This is a genomic window from Aeromonas sp. PrichA-15 (genome assembly GCF_017939245.1).
In the GTDB taxonomy this organism is placed as follows: domain Bacteria; phylum Pseudomonadota; class Gammaproteobacteria; order Enterobacterales; family Aeromonadaceae; genus Aeromonas; species Aeromonas caviae.
The window spans coordinates 1-17,789 of sequence record NZ_JAGKRH010000032.1; the positions used below are offsets into that span (position 1 = coordinate 1).

General features: G+C 64.5%; 18 protein-coding genes and 1 pseudogene. 8 read left to right on the forward strand and 11 right to left on the reverse strand.

Going from position 1 to position 17,789, the window contains the following annotated elements:
* Positions 1 to 172: 172 nt before the first annotated feature.
* Positions 173 to 568 carry a thioesterase family protein gene (locus J9889_RS06250; RefSeq protein WP_103858697.1) on the reverse strand — a complete coding sequence of 132 codons (396 nt, stop codon included), beginning with the start codon at positions 566 to 568 and terminating at the stop codon, positions 173 to 175.
* Between the two features lie 50 nt (positions 569 to 618).
* Positions 619 to 2,336, reverse strand: a pseudogene (gene sgrR / locus J9889_RS06255) (HTH-type transcriptional regulator SgrR).
* 100 nt (positions 2,337 to 2,436) lie between these two features.
* Between sgrR and J9889_RS06260 the strand changes: the two are divergent.
* The 3 genes from J9889_RS06260 (at position 2,437) to J9889_RS06270 (ending at position 4,759) form a co-directional block, all read left to right on the forward strand.
* Positions 2,437 to 2,613 carry a hypothetical protein gene (locus J9889_RS06260; protein WP_210556134.1) on the forward strand — a complete coding sequence of 59 codons (177 nt, stop codon included), beginning with the start codon at positions 2,437 to 2,439 and terminating at the stop codon, positions 2,611 to 2,613.
* A gap of 139 nt (positions 2,614 to 2,752) precedes the next feature.
* Entirely contained in the window at positions 2,753 to 4,021 is a 1,269-nt protein-coding gene (locus J9889_RS06265; protein WP_052815620.1) for an O-acetylhomoserine aminocarboxypropyltransferase/cysteine synthase, read from the forward strand.
* A gap of 108 nt (positions 4,022 to 4,129) precedes the next feature.
* A complete protein-coding gene (locus J9889_RS06270; protein ID WP_160836805.1) occupies positions 4,130 to 4,759 on the forward strand; it encodes a glutathione S-transferase in 630 nt (209 codons plus the stop codon).
* Between the two features lie 123 nt (positions 4,760 to 4,882).
* Here J9889_RS06270 and J9889_RS06275 read toward each other — a convergent pair whose 3' ends face one another.
* Entirely contained in the window at positions 4,883 to 6,058 is a 1,176-nt protein-coding gene (locus tag J9889_RS06275; RefSeq protein ID WP_080989986.1) for an iron-containing alcohol dehydrogenase, read from the reverse strand.
* Positions 6,059 to 6,243: 185 nt separating this feature from the next.
* On the opposite strand from J9889_RS06275, the gene J9889_RS06280 reads away from it, so the two are divergent.
* The gene (locus J9889_RS06280) at positions 6,244 to 6,828 is read left to right on the forward strand and encodes a hypothetical protein (protein WP_052815615.1); all 585 of its coding nucleotides are present in this window, start codon (positions 6,244 to 6,246) and stop codon (positions 6,826 to 6,828) included.
* 81 nt (positions 6,829 to 6,909) lie between these two features.
* Here J9889_RS06280 and J9889_RS06285 read toward each other — a convergent pair whose 3' ends face one another.
* The 4 genes from J9889_RS06285 to J9889_RS06300 form a co-directional block, all read right to left on the reverse strand.
* Positions 6,910 to 7,335 carry a hypothetical protein gene (locus J9889_RS06285; RefSeq protein ID WP_029313593.1) on the reverse strand — a complete coding sequence of 142 codons (426 nt, stop codon included), beginning with the start codon at positions 7,333 to 7,335 and terminating at the stop codon, positions 6,910 to 6,912.
* A gap of 225 nt (positions 7,336 to 7,560) precedes the next feature.
* Positions 7,561 to 8,307, reverse strand: a complete 747-nt coding sequence (locus tag J9889_RS06290; RefSeq protein WP_052815614.1) for an SDR family oxidoreductase — start codon at positions 8,305 to 8,307, stop codon at positions 7,561 to 7,563.
* A 42-nt stretch (positions 8,308 to 8,349) separates the two neighbouring features.
* Entirely contained in the window at positions 8,350 to 8,586 is a 237-nt protein-coding gene (locus J9889_RS06295) for a DUF3624 domain-containing protein (protein ID WP_041212265.1), read from the reverse strand.
* Positions 8,583 to 9,056, reverse strand: a complete 474-nt coding sequence (locus tag J9889_RS06300; RefSeq protein ID WP_210556135.1) for an N-acetyltransferase — start codon at positions 9,054 to 9,056, stop codon at positions 8,583 to 8,585. The genes J9889_RS06295 and J9889_RS06300 overlap by 4 nt, the downstream gene beginning before the upstream one ends.
* Before the next feature lie 187 nt (positions 9,057 to 9,243).
* On the opposite strand from J9889_RS06300, the gene J9889_RS06305 reads away from it, so the two are divergent.
* The gene (locus tag J9889_RS06305; RefSeq protein WP_010672720.1) at positions 9,244 to 10,686 is read left to right on the forward strand and encodes a RimK family alpha-L-glutamate ligase; all 1,443 of its coding nucleotides are present in this window, start codon (positions 9,244 to 9,246) and stop codon (positions 10,684 to 10,686) included.
* Positions 10,687 to 10,710: 24 nt separating this feature from the next.
* The gene (locus J9889_RS06310; RefSeq protein ID WP_160836811.1) at positions 10,711 to 11,241 is read left to right on the forward strand and encodes an MgtC/SapB family protein; all 531 of its coding nucleotides are present in this window, start codon (positions 10,711 to 10,713) and stop codon (positions 11,239 to 11,241) included.
* A 55-nt stretch (positions 11,242 to 11,296) separates the two neighbouring features.
* Here J9889_RS06310 and J9889_RS06315 read toward each other — a convergent pair whose 3' ends face one another.
* Both J9889_RS06315 and J9889_RS06320 read right to left on the reverse strand, forming a co-directional pair.
* Positions 11,297 to 12,913: an alpha-amylase family protein gene (locus J9889_RS06315; RefSeq protein WP_160836814.1), complete on the reverse strand. Its 1,617-nt coding sequence runs from the start codon at positions 12,911 to 12,913 to the stop codon at positions 11,297 to 11,299.
* 117 nt (positions 12,914 to 13,030) lie between these two features.
* Complete coding sequence (locus J9889_RS06320) at positions 13,031 to 13,309, reverse strand: DUF2442 domain-containing protein (RefSeq protein WP_043154040.1); 279 nt, start codon at positions 13,307 to 13,309, stop codon at positions 13,031 to 13,033.
* A gap of 257 nt (positions 13,310 to 13,566) precedes the next feature.
* Here J9889_RS06320 and J9889_RS06325 point away from each other — a divergent pair, with 257 nt between their 5' ends.
* Positions 13,567 to 15,531: an LTA synthase family protein gene (locus J9889_RS06325; RefSeq protein ID WP_200164295.1), complete on the forward strand. Its 1,965-nt coding sequence runs from the start codon at positions 13,567 to 13,569 to the stop codon at positions 15,529 to 15,531.
* A 55-nt stretch (positions 15,532 to 15,586) separates the two neighbouring features.
* Here the strand turns inward: J9889_RS06325 and J9889_RS06330 are convergent, their stop codons facing one another.
* Positions 15,587 to 16,057, reverse strand: a complete 471-nt coding sequence (locus J9889_RS06330) for an Lrp/AsnC family transcriptional regulator (protein WP_010672715.1) — start codon at positions 16,055 to 16,057, stop codon at positions 15,587 to 15,589.
* A 149-nt stretch (positions 16,058 to 16,206) separates the two neighbouring features.
* Here J9889_RS06330 and J9889_RS06335 point away from each other — a divergent pair, with 149 nt between their 5' ends.
* Positions 16,207 to 16,725, forward strand: coding sequence for a tyrosine-protein phosphatase (locus J9889_RS06335; protein WP_069652013.1), 519 nt, complete (start codon positions 16,207 to 16,209; stop codon positions 16,723 to 16,725).
* Between the two features lie 6 nt (positions 16,726 to 16,731).
* Here J9889_RS06335 and metA read toward each other — a convergent pair whose 3' ends face one another.
* Complete coding sequence (gene metA / locus J9889_RS06340; protein WP_010672713.1) at positions 16,732 to 17,679, reverse strand: homoserine O-succinyltransferase; 948 nt, start codon at positions 17,677 to 17,679, stop codon at positions 16,732 to 16,734.
* Positions 17,680 to 17,789: the final 110 nt, after the last annotated feature.

Below are 17,789 nucleotides of genomic sequence, written 5' to 3' on the forward strand. Positions count from 1 at the left end.
TGTGCTAACGCCAGGAATCGCATGCGTTTCCTGGCGTTGGTTTCTGCCTTGGCGAGGGCCAAGAAATCGATTGGATCGGACATACTGAGTACAGTGAAACCAGAATAGAGCAATTAGATCACATCTTTAATCTGATTGGTATAAGTGTCCTGTGGTGGGCCCGAAGGCCGGATTAACTCTCTACCAGCCAGACCCTCAGTCCCTCCCGGTGAGTCTCGCTCAGGGGGATGGATTGGCGTGCCCGATAGTCAAAATGGATCAGGGTCGTCTCGCCAGTGACGGCCAGCTCCCCCTGCTGCCAGGCTTCCTGCCAGATGGTGAAGGAGCTGCTGCCAATGCGGCGCACACCGGTCTTGATGGTGACCGGCTGGCCGTAGAACAGCTCCCGTTTGAACTGCACCGTGTAGCCCGCGATGATCAGGTGCCAGTCATGCACATCCAGCTCGGGCGAAAAAATCCGGAACAGGGGATCCCGCGCCGACTCAAACCAGACCGCCGGCACCGTATTGTTGATATGGCCGAGGGCATCTGTCTCCTGAAAGCGGGGTTGGATCTGCATTTCCAGCATGGCTGGTGACTCCTTGTCGTTGAACCGCGCTCAGGCTAACGCGCCCCGCATCAGGACTCAAGCTCCCCGCCATCGCCCTGTGCCTGACCAACCAGCTCGGGTCGCAGCCAGGCGCTGCGAAAATCGAACCAGCCGAGCGCCGTCATCCGCACCCCGTGCACGCCAGTACGGCTCTCCAGCTCCAGCCAGTGGTGAAACAGCGGCACAAACCAGCTCTGGCGCTGCACCTCGGCCAGCAGGGCGCGGGGGCCGGGCTCTTCACCATGGGCGCGCCACTGCGTCAATCCCTGCCACAGGGCCTGCTGGCTGGCCCACACCCGGCGCAACAAGGGGGTGCCCTGCAACCAGCCGTAGGGGGCAAAGGGCCCCTCATGTTCAAGGTTGAGGGTACCAAGCCAGAGATCCACATCCTCGTCCTCACCGCTCACCCAGCGACCGTAGTCGAGGGTACGCACCTCCAGCTCAATTCCCTGCGACCCGAGCAGATCGGCCATGGCACCGGCACACTCATTGAACTCGATATGCTGGTTGAAGCAGGCGAGCACCAGCCGCTGTGGCAGGCTCTGTGGCCGGGGCGGCGGCGGTGGCAGCGCCTCGCGCCAGTGGGGCAGCATGCCGAGGGCGCTGGTCCAGCCCCGTTGCAGCTCGGGGGAAACCCGTGCCATCAGGGCCACCGGACTGAGCAGCTGAATGATCCAGTAGCGCAGAGCAGGATCCTGCAAGGCGCGGGAGCGCTCGTCCTGCAGCAGGAAGTAGCAGCCCGATTCGAGCTCCGACTCGCCGCGCATGGTGCCAAGCTCGGGGCTGTCGCGACCCAGCTGCAGGTGGCTCTCCAGCCGCTCCGCCAGCTCCGGCAACATCCAGATGTCGATCTCGTCGAGCAGGGCGCGCAGGCCGAAATAGTCGTCAAAGGCGGCGAGGCGCAGCTGCAGCGGGTCGTTGGCGATCACCCGATAGGGGCCGGTACCCACCGGTTGCAGGGCAAAGCCCGCCTCCCCCTTGAGCTCGCGCGGCAAAATGGCCGCCACCGGCTCGGCCAGCAGGTCGGGCAGCAGAGGATCCGGGCTGTCGAGATAGAGATCCAGGGTGCGCGGCCAGGGGCTCTCCAGCCGCGCCAGATGGGCGAACAACGGGCGATCCCGCAAGGCCAGCAGACTCTCCATCACATCCTCCACCACCAGCTCACGCCCGTGGTGAAAGCGCACCGCCGGGCGCAGGTAGAAGCGCCAGTGACAAGGGCCGACCTGCTCCCAGTGGTGAGCCAGATCGCCCTCGATTTCCCCATTTTCCTCATTTCGCCGGGTGAGGCCGTTGAAGATCTGGCGGCTCAGGTGAATTTCGGAGCGGCGCAAGGGCGCGGTGGGCAGCAGACTGGGCAGGGGCCGGTAGTAGGGCACCCTCAGGATCTGGCGCCCCTCCCGGGTGGCCTGGCCGAGCTGCTCGATAAGCAGCGGGGTGAGCAGATCCAGGCGATCTTCGGCCAGCCGCACCGCCTGCGCCAGCTGGCCCTGACTCAGCAGATCCCGCAATCGGCGCCGGGTCAGGCTCTCCTGGTTGTCGAGCAGGGTGAGGCGGGAGCGCCGCCCCCGCCCTGCCTCCGCCGTCCAGCACAGCCAGCCCTGCCCTTCCATGCGGCGCAGCAGCAGGCGGGCATTGCGCGTGGTGCAGCAGAGCAGATCGCCACCTCGGCGAGGCTGATCTCCCGCTCATCGCAGCCAAGCTGCTGGGTGAGCCGTTGAAATTGCTGATAAAGGCGGGTGGTAGGCATAAAAGAGGAAATCCTGTCTCTGAAAGTCATCAGTTTTTACTTCCGCATTTTAGCTCAATACTGCTGGCGAACGTGAGAACCACTGCACAGGAGCACCATCATGAGCCATGCCAACCCCCTCAAACCGAACCGGATCCAGCAAACCCTTCGTCGCTACTTCCTGAGGATCCTGCCCCGCCCTCTGAAGCTGGTCGAAGATCCCATGGTGCAGCTCAACCGCCTGATGCAGTGGGACATGCACCAGATAGACGACAGGGAGTATCGCCGCCGTCTCTGAGGTTGCCGTCACCGACGCCATCCGGTCACCCCCATCCCCCGGCATTGCTTTGCCGGAATGGGTGGTTTACATCGGCGCCAGGACTGCTAGATTGGACGTCTATCCATCCATAATGGTGACATCCAACAAGGAGTGTGTGATGAAAGATGCGACCCTGGCCCTGCACCACGGCTTTGCCAACGACCCCACCACCAAGGCCGTTGCCGTGCCCATCTACCAGACGGTGGCCTACGAGTTCGAGAGCGCCCAGCACGGGGCGGACTTGTTCAATCTGGCGGTGCCGGGGAACATCTACACCCGCATCATGAACCCCACCAACGATGTGCTGGAGCAGCGGATGGCCGCGCTGGAAGGGGGCATCGCCGGCCTGGTGGTCTCGGCGGGCTCCGCCGCCATCACCTACGCCATCCAGGCGCTGACCGCCGCCGGTGACAACATCGTCTCCACCCCCCAACTCTATGGCGGCACCTACACCTTGTTCGCCCACATGCTGCCGAGCTTCGGGGTCGAGGTACGCTTCGCCAAGGATGACAGCGCCGAGGCCATCGCCGCCCTCATCGATGACAAAACCAAGGCGGTCTACTGCGAGAGCATCGGCAACCCGGCCGGCAACATCGTCGACATCGCCGCCCTGGCCAAGGCCGCCCACGCCCGCGGCGTGCCGCTCATCGTCGACAACACGGTCGCCACTCCGGTCTTGTGCAAACCCATCGAACACGGCGCCGACATCGTGGTGCACAGCCTGACCAAATATGTCGGCGGCCACGGCAACTCCCTGGGGGGCGTCATCGTCGACTCGGGCAAGTTCCCCTGGGCGGATCACGCCGAGCGCTTCCCCCAGCTGACCCAACCCGAGCCTTCTTATCACGGGGTGGTCTACACCGAGGCCTTCGGCCCGGCTGCCTTCATCGGCCGGGTGCGCACCGTGCCGCTGCGCAATACCGGGGCGGCGCTGGCGCCGATGAACGCCTTCCTGCTACTGCAAGGGCTGGAAACCCTTAGCCTGCGCATGGAGCGCCACGTGGACAACGCTCTGCGGGTGGCCCACCACCTCAAGCACCACCCCAAGGTGGCCTGGGTCAGCTACGCCGGTCTGCCGGGTCACCCCCACTACCCGCTGGCGGAGAAGTACATGGCCGGTCGCCCCTCGGCCATCCTCTCCTTCGGCCTGAAGGACGGCTACGAGGCGGGCGTGCGCTTCTACGATGCCCTCAAGATCTTCAAGCGGCTGGTCAACATCGGCGACGCCAAGTCCCTGGCCTGCCACCCCGCCTCTACCACCCATCGCCAGTTGAGCGAAGAGGAGCAGGCCAAGGCTGGAGTGAAACCTGAGATGATCCGGCTGTCAGTGGGAATCGAAGCCATCGAGGACATACTGGCGGATCTGGATCAGGCGCTGGAGGCCTGAGTCAATCGACGAAGGAGCGGGCACCACGCCCGCTCTTTTTCATCCATAAGTGAACCTGCTGCCGGGGCGCTGCGTATCACCGCCTTCCGTCACTGCGTCGAGGTTTCCATGATAGTCCTGCACCACCTGAACAAATCCCGCTCCCAGCGCATCATCTGGCTGCTTGAAGAGCTGGGCCTGCCCTACCAGATCAAGGCCTACCAGCGCGATGCCGCCACCTTCCTGGCGCCGCCCGAGCTCAAGGCCGTCCACCCCCTCGGCAAGTCGCCGGTCATCGAGTTTGACGGCCGGGTGCTGGCGGAATCCGGTGCCATCACCGAATACCTGATCGCCCGCCACGCTCCGGAACGGCTGGCACCGGCCACTGACAGCCCGGAGTATCCCGAATACCTGCAGTGGCTCCACTTCGCCGAGAGCTCCGGTATTCTGCCGCTGCTGCTCGATATGTTCGTGCGCAAGGATGGCAGCCCGATGCGCTTCCTGCCGGACTACGCCAAAGCCGAGTGTACCAAGGTGCTGGGCTACCTCGATGAGGTGCTGGCAAGCCGCCACTACCTGGTGGCCGATCGCCTCACCGGCGCCGACATCCTGAACTCCTTCCTGGTGGATCTGCTGGCCCAGAGCGGCCAGCTGGCCCAGTTCCCGCATCTGCAAGCCTACTGGCAGCGCCTCAATACCCATCCGGCCCGCCAGAAGGCGGCGGCGCTGGAGCGCGAGCTGGACCGCAGCGCCGAATAAACGGCAGTGCCCGGCGACACCACGCAAAACGCCCCGATGATCGGGGCGCTTTCTTTTCCGTTGGCCAGCCGGTGATCAGAGGGCGAGGGAAAGGATCCGCGCCACTATGGTTGCCAGGATGACTTACAGCGCGTGGGACAGGATCCTGGCTACCTTGTCGGGATCAATGTCCTGCTGCTCCCCGAGGGCGGTCAGCCCGAAACGCTTGAGGTTGGAGCAGATACCGGGGATGCAGCTCTCGCTCAGCCCGTAGTCGGCAAGCCGGGTACCCACCCCCATCTGCTGGAAGAACTGCTCGGTGCGGATGATGGCCTCCTCGATGCGCAGCGCCTTGTCCTCGCGGCTGGAGTGCCATACCCGCTCGGCGAACTGCGCCAGCTTCTCCTGCTTCTGGGCCGATTGCTCCCGCAGCAGGGAGGGCAACACCACAGCCAGGCTCTGGGCATGATCCAGCCCGTGCAGGGCGGTGAGCTGGTGACCGATGGCGTGGGTGGACCAGTCCTGGGGCACGCCGCGACCGATGAGGCCGTTGAGCGCCAGGCTGGCCGCCCACATCAGGTTGGCGCGCACCTGGTAGTTGGTGGGCTCCGCCAGCGCGCGCGGACCGTTGTCCACCAGCACCTGCAGCAGCCCTTCCGCCAGCCGGTCCTGCACCTCGCCCCCCACCGGGAAGGTGAGGTACTGCTCGAGGATGTGGACGAAGGCATCCACTACGCCATTGCCCACCTGGCGCGGTGGAAGGCTGTAGGTGGTGGCGGGATCCAGCACCGCAAACACCGGTTGCACCAGCGGATTGTAGAAGGAGAGCTTGGCCTCCCCCCGGCTCACCACGGCGGCGGGGTTGCTCTCCGAGCCGGTGGCCGGCAGGGTCAACACGCAGCCCAGCGGCAGCGCTGCCTTGATGGGGGCCTTGTCCCGCAGGATCTCCCAGGGATCGTCCCCCTCGAAGCAGGCAGCGGCGGCCACGAACTTGGTGCCATCCACCACGGAGCCGCCACCCACCGCCAGCAGGAAGTCGATGCGCTCGCGCTTGACCAGAGCCACCGCCTCCATCAGCTGATCGTACTGGGGGTTGGCGCCGATGCCGGGAAACTCCAGCCACTCCCGGCCCGCCAGCGCCTGGGTCAACTGCTCATAGACCCCGTTCTGCTTGATGCTGCCACCCCCGTAGAGCACCAGCAGACGGCTGCCGGCCGGGATCAGCTCGGGCAGCCTGGCGATCTGGCCTTCACCAAAGCAGATGCGGGTGGGATTGGCATATTGGAAGTTGTACACGGCAGAGCCCTCGGTTGATTGCATGCCGGGGAATTGTGCGCCTGCCGTGCCATCAGGTCAAAAACGGGAGCCTGTCGTCAAAAATACGATGCCAGCCTGCCGATGCCGGGCGCTCCTGCCCGGCTTTGCTATGGTGATAGCGGGAAGACGAGTTCGTCGCCCCCTCAAGCCCCTCCCGGGGTCCCTTTCCCACTCACAGGGTCTCTATCATGAAACTGAAGCACGCCTGGATTGCGGGTGTCCTCACCCTCTGTGCCCCTCCCCTGCTCTATGCCGCCGAGGTCACCACCCATGTGGCCGTGGCCCCCGGACAAGCCAGCCTGGCCGAAGAACTGACCGCCAGGGCAACCGTCACCGCCATCGACCTGGCCACCCGCAAGGTCAGCCTGAAAAATGCCGAAGGGCAGACCCTGGACCTGATCGCCGGGGAGGAGGTGACCAACCTTCCCCAGCTCAAGGTGGGAGATGTCGTGGCCCTGAGATATCTGCAACTGCTGGACCTGACCCTGCTCAAGGGCACCGCCGGGGTGAGAAAACGGGTGGTGGAAGTGGAAGGGGGCAAGGCGGCCGCCGGGGAGAAACCCGCTGCCGGCGCTGGCATGCAGGTAACCATCTATGCCGACGTCATCGACGTGGACAAGGCGCACCAGACCATCCGGGTCAAGGGGGTCGACCATACCCTGACCCTCAAGGTGCAGGATCCGGCCCAGTTCGCCCTCATCGCCAAGGGGGACCAGATCAAAGCCGTACAGACCACCGCCATCGCCATCGGGATCGCCCCCCAGAGTCCCTGAGCCCTGACCACGGCCTGCCAGCCCCGTGGCAAGGGGGCAACCCCTTGCCTTTAACGCCCAATGATTTCCGTTTGAATCACATCATGCCTGGGAGGCGGATTTGCCGGTGAGGCGATCCATGGCCTCCTTGAGCATGGCATCGCGCTGCGCGGCCAGGTCCTTGCTCTGCGTTTCGCGCTCCTCGGCAGAGAGCGTCTTGTCATCCGCTATCCCCTTGAGCTGACGCTCGAGATCGTCAAATTTTTTGCGATCAAAGCCCAGGGCCTTGTCCACCATCTGCTGCACCCGCGCATCCTTGACGCCACCGGTCAGGACTGTGTTCTTGCCGTTCCTGGCCAGATGCTCGTAGGTCAGTGCCTGCTGCGCCTTGCCGGTCAGCACCTGACTGGAGAGGCTGACCTGCTGAGACCAGCCGCTCTGCTTGTCGTCGCTGTCGCTGAGGGTCGCCAGGGCTCGGTTCTGGGACGCGCTCTGGGCGAGTTGATGACCATAGGGTTTGATATCCATGAAGGCTCCACGCTCACTGCCGGCCTCGCCGGCTCCGGGGATGGTTTCCCCGCCATGGGCCGGAGACAGCAAAATGCAGGCCAACTTGAGTACCCCCCTCTTTCGACGTTTCAGCACGGGGTTGCAACACGCCTCCTTCTGCACTCCATGACGAGTGCGACCAGACCCATCAAAAAAAGGCGCCCGAAGGCGCCTCTTGTGGACAGAAGTCGGCTCGTCATGACATCAGCGACGGCTGATGTGGAGCGGACCGAAGGTCTGGGCCACCGGCATGATCTCGATGCTGTTGATGTTGACGTGGGCAGGCTGCTCGCTGATCCAGAGTACGGTATTGGCGATGTCTTCCGGCAGGATGGCCTGCACCCCCTGATAGACGGTGGCCGCCTTGGCGTCGTCGCCGTGGAAGCGCACGTTGGAGAACTCGGTGCCGCCACACAGGCCGGGCTCCACGTTGGTGACACGCACCGCCGTGCCCGCCAGATCCGCACGCAGGTTGAGGCTGAACTGCTTCACGAACGCCTTGGTCGCGCCGTAGACGTTGCCGCCCGGATAGGGATAGGTCCCTGCGATGGAGCCGATATTGATGACGTGGCCGCAGTTGCGCGCCACCATGCCCGGCAGCAGCAACCGGGTGATCAGGGTCAGGCCGCTGATGTTGGTGGCGATCATCTGCTCCCAGTCCTCAAGGTCTGCCTTGTGGGCAGGCTCCAGCCCCAGTGCCAGGCCGGCGTTGTTGACCAGCAGGTCCACCTGTTGCCATTCGGTCGGCAGCCCCTCGATGGCGGCGCGGGTGGCAGCCTTGTCCTGGACGTCGAACACCAGGGGCAGGAACTGCTCGCCCAGATCCTCGGACAGGGCGGCCAGCCGTTCGCCGCGGCGCCCGGTGCCGATCACCCGGTGGCCAGCGCTCACCAGCAGGCGGCTGATGGCCTCACCAAAGCCGGACGAGGCGCCCGTTACCATTGCAATCATGTGAACCTCCATTGTTATTTGTCTTCTTGAAAAATCAGCACGTTATATGTCGCGTTTGCCCAGCTTTCGCCATGCGAACACCGCCAGATGCAGCAGGAAGAGACCCGAGCCCCCCAGCGCAAACAGCAGGCCGGTCAGGGCGTTGACCGAGGTATCGGCGCCGCACCACCACCAGACCAGCCAGCCGACGACCCCGATGAGAAAGGTCTGGGCGGCACAGACCGGGCAGCGCCCGAGCTTGGCCCTGATGGCCGTAGCCAGGCAATCTTCGCAACTCATGATGGCGCCTGCCGCTTATTCCCCAGCGCCAGCACCAGGCGGTGGGCATGCTGGCCGGGCCCGTAATAATCGGGCAGCCGTACCCCGGGGCGAAACCCCAGCCCCTGATAGAGGGTCCTGGCTTCTGGGTTGGCGTCGGCGACCTCGAGGCGAATCGCCCCCCAGCCGGCCTCGCGCCCTTCCCGGATCACCTGCTCCAGCAGGCGGCGTGCCCACCCCTGACGGCGGATGGTCCAGCGGATGGCGAGGGTCTGGATGATGAGACGATCCCAGCCTTTGTGCTCCAGCACGCTCACATAGCCCATCACCTGCGCCTTCTCGTCTTGCAGCAGCAGGGTGCGCCCCTTGGCCTGATTGAGCAGATAGTGCCAGCGGCTGCGGCCGAAGGCGACCTCGGGGGGAAAACAGTAGCGTTCCAGCTTCACGATGGCGCCCAAATCATCGGCTCGGGCGGCGCGCACGGTCAACACGGGGAGTCCTTGTTCGGTTATTTATCCTCAGCACCAGAAATGCGACTTGTATCACAAGTTACCAAGGCAGAATATTAGGCACTGTAACCTCTTGTTTCCCCTCGCGCCATTGTCGTGCTTGTCGGTGCATCGAAGCCCACTGGGGATCCTGCCGTTTCTGGCAGTCCTTTCTGTGGAGCCTGAAAATATGAGTACCTATGTCATCGTCGAGGAGCCGGGCGACTGGCCCTGCCATGCCGACTATCTGCTGACCGCCCGCACCTACCTGCAACACGGTCTGCCCACCACAGGGGGGCGTCCGCGCATCATCAACCTCTGCCGCAGCCTGGAACACCTGGGGGCCGGTTATTACTGCTCCCTGCTGGCCCAGGCCCGCGGCCACCACTGCCTGCCGGGATTGCAGGCCATCAGCAGGCTGCAACCCCAGCAGCCTCCCGCCAAGCTGTGGCGCAAATTGCAGGGCTGGCTGGCCCAGCAGAGCGAGGACAGGATCCGGGTGCGCGCCATCTTCGGCCAGTGCGAACAGAGCGAGCTGGCGGGGCTCGCCCGCTATTACTACGGCCTGAGCCAGTTGCCGCTGCAGGAGCTGACCCTCAAGCGCGGTCGCCACGGCTGGTCGGTGCGCCAGCAGGAGAGCCTGTCACCGCTGGCGCTGAGCCCGAGCGAGAAGGCGCTGATGGTGCAGCACGCCCAGGCGCTGGTGGGCACGGGGGACGAGGAACAGACGGCGCCACGCTACCAGCTCGCCATCCTGGTCGACCCCAACGACGGCCGCGCCAGCAGCGATGCCCTGGCGCTGGAGCGTTTCATCAAGGCGGCCGCTGCCCAGGGGATCCAGGCCGAGATCCTGCCTCCCTCGGCCATCGAGCGGTTGCCGGAGTTCGACACCCTCTGGCTGCGCGCCGAGACCGCGGTCGGCCACTACACCTTCGAATTTGCCCGCCGTGCCGAGCAGCTCAAGATGCCGGTCATCGACAGCTCCCGTGCCATTCTCGCCTGCAGCAACAAGCTCTATCTCTACGAGCTGATGGTGCGCAGCGGCGTGCCCATGCCCCCCACCACCGTCGTGACCCGCCGCGGCCGCCAGCATGTGGACGAACTGGTGCAGCGCCTCGGTCTGCCGCTGATGGTGAAGATCCCCGACGGCGCCCAGGGGCGCGACCTCGCCATGGCCAGCGATGACATCCAGCTCGCCCGCCTGCTGGACGAGGGGCTGGCCCGCTCCGCCCTGCTGCTGGTCCAGAGCCGGATCCCTGCCGAGTTCGACTGGCGCATCGGCTTTCTCGACGGCTCGCCGCTGTTCGCCTGCCGCCGCTACCGACCCGAACCCGGCAACCGCATCCGTCGCCGCAAACACCCCCTCGACATGAGCCGCATCGAGGCGCTGCCCCTCAGCGACGTGCCGGAGCGGGTGCTGCAAACCGCCCGCCGCGCCGTGCACCAGCTCGGCAACGGCCTGTTCGGGGTGGATCTGCGCCAGCAGGGTCAGGGCTGCGTGTTGCTGGAAATCATCGACAACCCCTGGATACGTGGCGATATTGAAGACAGGGAGGCAAAGGACCTCTACGAGCGCCTCGCCCGGGCCTTCCGCCAGCGGCTGGAGAACCGGGGGCAGAGCGCGACAGGATAACAAGCATCGCGAGCAGAGGTGGATATGATGACAATGCAGTGGTGGGACATCGCGCCCCTTGGCTGGGAGAACATCCTGGTCTGTCTGGTGTGTGGCACCCTGGTGGGGCTGGAGCGGCAGCTTCGCGGCAAGCCGGTGGGGATCCGCACCTCTTCCCTCATCGTGCTCGGCACCTACTGTTTTCTCGCCATCGGCGCCGCCGTCAGTCCTCAGGGCGCCGATCAGGCGCGGGTGCTGGGTCAGCTCATCACCGGGGTCGGCTTTCTCGGGGCCGGGGTCATGATGACCCGGGATGGTCAGGTGCTGGGGGTGACCTCCGCCGCCGCCATCTGGATGCTGGCCGCCCTCGGCGCCCTCATCGGCATGGACATGCTGCATCAGGCGCTGCTGCTCACCGGCGTCACCCTCTCCATCCTGGTGGGGGTGGACTACTTGGAAGCCAGCTTCAAGAGCCTGCGCCGCGGGGTGCACAATCGGCTGGAACACTGGCGCCACGGGGCCGAGCCCTCGGTCTCTTCCCGCCGGGACGATCTGGGCAGCGGCATCGAGAAGTAAGCCGCCACCATGAAAAAGGGCTCCACTATGGAGCCCTTTCTGTTGTCTGCCTCCCTCAGCGCACCAGCAGGAAGCGGCCGGTGAGGGGCGGCAAGTCCACCGTCACGCTGCTGCCACCGATGGCCAGGTTCTCGCCGCTCTGCAGATCCACCAGGGCGCTGCCGCTGCGCAGCTTGCCGACCGGCACGGCGTAGCTCTGAGGCGTGGTGGAGACATTGAGCAGGTAGACTACTTGCTCGCCCGCCGTCTGCTTGATGTCGCCATAGACGCTCCCCTCGGCCACCAGCTTGACCCGCTCCCCCTGATAGAGGGCGGGGTGGGCGGCGCGCAGGGCCAGCAGAGCGCTCAGCCACTGCTTGAGCTCGGCCTGCTCGCTGCTCGGCACGAAGCCGGTGACACCGGGGACCTTGCCATCGCTGCGGGCCACGTGATCATCGCAGAGCCCCTGGGCCGCACAGTCGCCCCCCACCTGACTGGCAAAGCCAGGCACCTCGTCGCCAAACTCCTCGCCATAGTAGAAGGTAATGGGACCGGAGCGGGCGGCCATGAAGCTGAAGGCCGCCTTGTGGCGCTGCCAGTAGTCCGCCCCATTGAAGTTGCCCCGCTCCAGCAGATCGCCGAAGCGCACCAGATCGTGGTTGCCCAGCATCAGGTTGGGCATGGCATGGTCCGGGTAGTTCTCCACCTTGTTCCAGCTGGCGTCGAGCACGCTGGCCCCCTGCCCGCCCTTGCCGGACTCTTCCACCGCCAGCGCCTGTACCAGGCCGTAGCGCAGGGGGAAGTCGAACGCCGAAGAGAGCGCCGGGTTGTCGCTCGGGCCATAGGCCTGGGCGCGGATCTCGTCGGCGCCCTTCCACACTTCCCCCACCATGTAGCCGAGGGTGCCCCACTGCTGGCCGGCGGCCTTGCGCGCCGCGCTGGCCTGGGCCACCTCGCTGCGAATGGCGCGCCAGTCATCCAGCCCCAACTGATAAGCCTGATCGAGGCGCCAGCCGTCGATGCCGTACTGCTCGACCCAGTAACGGGCCACCTCCTTGAAGTAGGCCAGACTCTCGGGCTGGCCGTAATCCACCAGTTGACCCGGGTAGCCTGCGCCGCCGCTCTTGAGGGCAGGCAGCCGCCCCTCTGGTGAAGGCTTGCTCACCCCCACCTTGTTGACGTGGCCGAACACCCCGTCGAGGAAGACATAGAGCCCGCGCTGGTGCGCCCCGTCCACCAGTTTTTTAAGCTTGGCGTTGCTGCCGAAGTTGGGATCCACGTTGAAGAAGTCGCAGGCGAAGTAACCGGTGGCATCCAGCCGGTCGTCCCCGGCCTGGCCGGCGCAGGAGTCAAACACCGGCGTGAGCCAGATGGCGTTGACGTTGAGGCTCTTGATGTGGTCGAGGCTGTCGATGATCCCCTGCAGATCGCCGTTGTGCCGGGAGGGGCCGTAGCCGACGCCGTAGTTGGCGCTGCCATCGCCGTCGACGAAGGACTCCACCATCACCTGGTAGGTGCGCAGGTTGCAGGCTGGCTGATCATTGCCGTAGCAGGCGCGGCTGGCCGACGCGGGGGGCGGATTGACCACCGGAGGCTGGGGGTCACTGCTGCCACCGCCTCCCCCGCTGCCGCAAGCCGTCAGTAACAGGGCGGCCCCGATGAGGCCGCCACGACGCAACGTTCCTTGTTTCATTGTTATGTTCCCGCTGTGGTGGATGGGCGCCCAAAGCGCCGCACTGGGGTCATGATAACGACCTGACCGACGCGGGTCTGTGACTGAAAACGTTACCTGACTCAACGAGTTAGCATGTCAGAAGCGATGCATGTTGCGATCGGGGAAGGCGGCGCGCTCGTCGATGGGCAGGATCAGGTGGTAGACCTCGTGGGCCGCCAGGGTGAAGCCCGAGGGCCACGCCAGTTGATGGCGATGATCGATGAAGACACGGGCGAAGCGACGCTCGGTCTCCATGGCCGCAAACAGCGGCTGGCCGCGCCAGGGGGTGAGATCCAGCACGCCTGTGGTGCCGTCGGAGAGCACCACGAACAGAGACCAGCCCTGCATATATTCCACATCGATGAAGACCGGCATCCCTTCGGCTCCGATTGAGAAATCCGGCGCAATTATAGGCACGACCATTGTCTCGATGTGCCAGCAGGATCACAGTTTCCCCAGCGTTTTATGCTCTCTTCGAACCCTGCATCCCGTCACAAAAAATCATAAAACGTGCCAGCTTCTCCATTTATACCTCACCCCCATGCAACCTTTGCCAGGCGCCACTGTCATACTCCTGCACCATAACAACAATGCGTCCGGGGACTGGGCGCAAACAGGTTTGCAGGAACAATATGACCACCATCAAACAATGGCTGGGACCGGTTTGGCCCATCGCCGTCTTTTCATTGATCGCGCTCATCTCCCTGACCGTCAGCCGCCTTGGCCTGGGCCTCTGGCAACTGGAACGGGTGGATGCCGTCTCTGGCTGGCAGGAGATGCTGCTGCAAGGCATTCGCGTCGACGTTGCCACCCTCTGCTGGGTCTGGGGCGTACCCGCCGTCTTGACCCAGTTGCTGGCCGGGCCCCACGCGCCGGGGCGGCTCTGGATGCAGCTGATCCGGATCTGGCTCACCCTGGGGCTCTGGCTGATGCTCTTTCTCGAGATCTCCACTCCCGCCTTCGTCACCGAATACGGGGTGCGCCCCAACCGTCTCTATGTGGAGTACCTCATCTATCCGAAGGAGGTGCTCTCCATGCTGTGGGCTGGCCGCAAGGGCGAGCTGCTGCTGGCCGTGATCTTCAGCGGTGCAGTGCTGGGCGGTGGCTGGTGGCTGAGCGGCCGCCTGGTGCGTGACCTAAGCTTCCCCCGCTGGTACTGGCGCCCCGCCTTCGCCCTGCTGATCCTCGCCGTCGGCTTCCTCGGCGCCCGCTCCAGTCTCGGCCATCGCGCCCTGAATCCGGCCATGGTGGCCTTTGCCGACGATCCCCTGGTCAACGCTCTCACCGTCAACTCCGCCTACTCCCTCTTCTTTGCCATCAAGCAGATGGGGGCCGAGGAGGACACCAGCCAGTTTTACGGCAAGATGGCTGACCATCAGGTACTCGACATAGTCCGCGAGGAGAGCGGTCGCCCTCTCAGCGATTTCACCTCTGCCGATCTGCCGAGCCAGACCTTCAACACGGCCAGCTACCAGGGCAAGCCCAAAAACCTGGTGATCCTGCTGCAAGAGAGTCTGGGGGCCCAGTTCGTCGGCTCCCTCGGCGGCCTGCCGCTCACCCCGAACATCGATGCCTTGTCGAAAGAGGGTTGGGCGTTCGAGCAGCTCTACGCCACCGGTACCCGTTCGGTACGCGGCATCGAGGCGGTGCTCACCGGCTTCACGCCGACCCCGGCCCAGGCCGTGGTCAAGCTCGGCAAGAGCCAGACCAACTTCTTCACCATCGCCGACCTGCTCAAGCAGCGAGGCTATGACACCAGCTTCATCTATGGTGGCGAGAGCCACTTCGACAACATGCGCAGCTTCTTCCTAGGCAATGGCTTCACCACCATCGTCGAGCAGAAGGACTTCAAGAACCCGGTGTTCGAGGGATCCTGGGGCGCCTCGGATGAAGATCTGATGGCCAAGGCCAACGAGACCTTCGCGGCGCTGCACAAGGAGGGCAAACCCTTCTTCAGCCTGGTGTTCAGCTCCAGCAACCACGACCCCTTCGAATTCCCCGACAACCGCATCGCCCTGTACGAGCAGCCCAAGCAGACCCGCAACAACGCCGCCAAGTACGCGGACTACGCCGTCGGCGAGTTCTTCAAGAAGGCCAGGGCATCGGACTACTGGAAGGACACCCTGTTCCTGGTCATCGCCGATCACGACAGCCGGGTCGGGGGAGCCAGCCTGGTGCCCATCCCCCGCTTCCACATCCCGGGGGTCATCCTGGGGGACGGCATAGCACCGAGAAAGGATCCCCGCATCGTCAGCCAGATCGACATGGCCCCGACCCTGCTCTCCCTCATGGGCATAAGTGCCGACTACCCCATGCTGGGCAAGGATCTCACCCGCATGCCCGCCGACTGGCCGGGACGCGCCATCATGCAGTACGACAAGAACTTCGCCCTGATGCGTGGCAGGGATGTGGTGATCCTGCAGCCCGAGCGGGCGCCGGAAGGCTTCATCTACGAGGATGCGACCGAAACGCTCACCCCGGCGCCGCAGCCGGGCGCCATGAAGGATGCCGCCCTGGGGCTGGTCCTGTGGGGCAGCCTGGCCTATCAGCAGGGGCTCTACCGGACGGCGCAGGACAGCCGGCTGGCTCTCAACTGAGGAACCGCCCACAAAAAAACCGCCCTCGGGCGGTTTTTTCTTGCGGCTCGCCCCATCAGGGGTGAGGGAAGCAGGGGAGCGAGCGGCTGAACCTGTGCTCGAACACCAGGGAGGTCTCGAGGTGCACCACCTCTTCCCGGGAGGTGAAGTGATCGAAGACGAAATTGCGCAGGTGTTCGGTATCGGAGACGCACAGGTGCACCAGGAAATCATCCTTGCCGCCCATGTGGAACAGGCTGATCACCTCGGGCAGGGCCAGGATGGCGTCGCGAAACGCATCGATGATCTGGCGGCTGTGACGGGCCAGTTGCAGGGAGACCATGGCCTGGATGTGACCGCCCAGGGCCTGGTAATCCACCTCGCAGTGCGCCCCCTTGAGCACGCCATCCTGCTGCAGCTTGCGCACCCGCTCCAGACAGGTGGACGGCGCCACCCCGACCAAGGCCGCCAAATCCTTGTTGGTCATGCCCGCATCGCGAAACAGATGGGCCAGGATGTCCAAGTCCAGTTGATCCAGGTTTCTCATCTTTACTCCTTGCATCGCTCGATTTTTTTAGACTCTGCCCGTAAACCGGGCCGAACACAACGCAGATTGACATCGCCTCCGGCCCCTCTATGCTGTGCCGCACCCGCAGGATGCCGATCCCGTTGACCCCGACCACCACGAGGAACCCCATGCTCAGTGCCCATCCCTTCTGGAGCCTGGACGTTCCACGGCTCGACGGCCAGCTCCTGCTCACCCCCTGCCCCGGCAGCCAGCAGGTCCCCATGGCCGACGCCCTTGCCCAGTTGCAGTTGGCCGGTGCCGGCGGGGTGCTGACCCTGATGACGGTGGAGGAGCTGGCCCTGTGCGGGTCCCTCTCTCTCGGGCAGCTGGTGCAGGCCAGAGGCATGAGCTGGTTCCATCTGCCCATTGCGGATGACGAGGCACCGGATGCCGCCTTCGAACAGGCCTGGCCCGGGGTGCAACCCCGACTGCTCGCCCTGCTACGCGAGGGACGGCACCTTGCCATTCACTGTCACGGCGGAAGCGGGCGTACCGGGCTGGCGGCCGCCCTGCTGCTGATGACCCAGGGGCTGCCCCAGCAGGAGGCCATGACCCTCATCCGGGCCAGACGGCCACGTGCCTTCACCCTGGCCTGCCACCGTCACTGGCTCGATACCCGTGGGCGGCGGCTGGCCGGAGCGGACTGATGGGCTCTATCCCTTGGGCTGCTGGTAGGTAAACACCTTGCCGATGTCTTCCACCTTGTAGCTGGTCAACTGGTAGACGTAATAGTTGAGCCAGTTGGAAAACAGCAGGTGACCGTGGCTGCGCCAGGTGGCGCGCGGGGTCTGGCTTGGGTCGTTGTTCGGGTAATAGTTGACCGGAATGACGGGGGTGAGCCCGGCCGCCAGATCCCGCCGGTATTCCCCATCCAGGGTCAGGGCGTCATATTCCGGATGGCCGGTGACGAACACCTGGCGACAATCCTTGGTGGCGGCCAGATAGACGCCCGCCTCTTCCGACTCGGCGAAGATCTGCAGATCGGTGTGGGCGCGGATGAGATCCCCGTCGAAGGCCGCATAGCGGGAGTGGGGCGCCACGAATTCATCATCGAAGCCGCGCAGCAGCGCCTCGTGCTCGTCGAGGCGGTGGTGGCGATAGACCCCGGAGAGCTTCTCGCCGTGGGTCTGCTTCTCCATGCCGTACAAGGCTTTCAGCGCCGCCTGCACCGCCCAGCAGAGGAAGAGGGTGGAGGTGACATGCTGATGGGACCACTCGATGATCTCGACGATGCGGGGCCAATAGACCACCTCCTCGAACTCCACCAGCCCGAGTGGCGCCCCCGTGATGATCATGCCGTCGTAGTTGTTGCCTCTCACCTGCTCGAAGTCGTGATAGAAGTTCTCCAGGTGCGCCTGGGGCGTGTTTTTCGACTCCCGATCGTCGATGCGCAACAGATCCACGTCCACCTGCAAGGGCGAGTTGGAGAGCATCCGCATCAGCTGGATCTCGGTTTCTATCTTCTTGGGCATCAGATTGAGGATGAGCACCCGCAGCGGGCGGATGTTCTGGGTGACGGCCCGGGATTCCGTCATCACGAAGATGTTCTCCTGCCCCAGCACTTCGGCGGCGGGCAACTGGTCCGGGATCTTGATCGGCATGCTGACTCCCTGTACTGCATCGGTAAATATGTCTGGACATCTAGAAGCCTATAATAAAGCGCTCCCGCTGTCATCAGATACCTTTTGTATTCACCCCGCCCTTTGACTAG